Origin of the sequence: Chitinivibrio alkaliphilus ACht1, from assembly GCF_000474745.1 — a bacterium.
Taxonomy (GTDB): domain Bacteria; phylum Fibrobacterota; class Chitinivibrionia; order Chitinivibrionales; family Chitinivibrionaceae; genus Chitinivibrio; species Chitinivibrio alkaliphilus.
On the sequence record NZ_ASJR01000062.1, the window covers coordinates 1 to 1447 of the forward strand.

1 protein-coding gene is annotated in these 1447 nt (G+C 55.4%); it reads right to left on the minus strand.

The genetic code is table 11. The features are described 5' to 3' along the window. Positions 1-1414, minus strand: a 1414-nt coding sequence (locus CALK_RS11625) for a hypothetical protein (RefSeq protein WP_155851877.1), incomplete at its 3' end; no start/stop codon positions are given. Between the last annotated feature and the right edge of the window lie 33 nt (positions 1415-1447).

A 1447-nucleotide genomic window follows, 5' to 3' on the forward strand; every position in this document is an offset into this window, starting at 1 on the left:
GCGCTTCCAAGCTCTCCGGAATGGGGCGACGCCCCTCTACCACACGCAAGACAAGGGAATCATCCGGGAACCGGTGCATATCGTAGGGGGTGGGGGTGATTGCCACGCGAAATCCCGGATCAAACTCTCCAATCTCCAGAGCAACAGCGACGGTGTTTCGTTCTTGCACATTTGCTTCTCCGTCAGTCACTTCTCCTGCCTCATACACCCAGAGAGAGTCTCCAGGTTCGGGGAAGTGTACATTGTCATCAAAATCGACATAGAAATCGATGGAAGAAGCCCCCACGGAGCTTGTGCCATCGTAGGCAAGGGTGTAGGTTTCTCCGGAGTTCCGTGCCAACTCAAAGGGTTTTTCTTCGCGAAGGGCATGCACCTCTTCGGAAAAAACCACCCGCAGGGTATCGATGAGGCGCTCTTGTCCTGCATCATCGGCGGGAAGAAAGCGTGCCCGAACAGCCACCGGTGCAAGGCGATCTTCTATCTGCACATCTTCACGGGTGCCGATCATGAGGGTATCCGTAAGAGCAACCGCATCGATGGAGAGAAGATCCTCGGATGTCGTCGCGGTGTTTGGAGGAACCACCGTGTGGTCTTGTTGTACAGAGAGAATCAGGCGATCTTGGCCCTCTGCTGTGGCGGAGAGAATCTCCATCTCGCGGTGTTCGGGAAGACCAACCTTATCCGTATCTATGCTGCCAGCCTCCGGAAGGGGCGCATCAAAGAAGAGATGGATCTCATTGATATAGCCGTCGGGGCGCTCAGCAGTATCATAGTAGACGGCTCGGGTTAGCTCCGTTACGCGGTGGTAGGAGATCTCCACGCGCTCATTGTCACCGGATTGTTGTTCATTTTCCAAGGCGTCCATAATGTTTTCCCCGGCGCCAATCCAGAGGGAGTCGCCGTATTGCAGTGCTGTACTGCCCTGGGGAATCTCATAGGTCACCTCTGTGCCGCCCTGCTGCGGGGAAACTACTTCAAGGGTGATGTTTCTATCTACCCTGAAGGCAGTGGCGGTTCCCGTATTGTGTACGGGTTTTGAGAAGGTTACCGTCAGAATATCATCACTGTTTTCACGGCGCTCATAGGCCGCAGCACGGACAACCGGAGCAATACGATCGCTCACATCCGATCTGCGTTCATGGCGAACGCCCTCAGCATCTTCAAAGACAAGGGTGATTTCGGCATCGTCTCCGGCCTGACTTCCCGTGATATTGTTGTCACGGATGTACAAGCGGTGGTCATCCACTATCTCCGGTGTGGTATAGGTGTAGTCCGATCCGTTCCAGCGCAGGCGAACCTCTGCAATATCATGGGCGGAAAGGGCACGGGGGTCTTCCGAGAGGCGCAGCTCTACGGCAAGGGAGTCTCCATGGCCGTCAAGGCGTCCGCCTTGATCACCGCGGGTATCAAACATATCAGCCTCTGTCACTGTGGGAACTATTCCGCC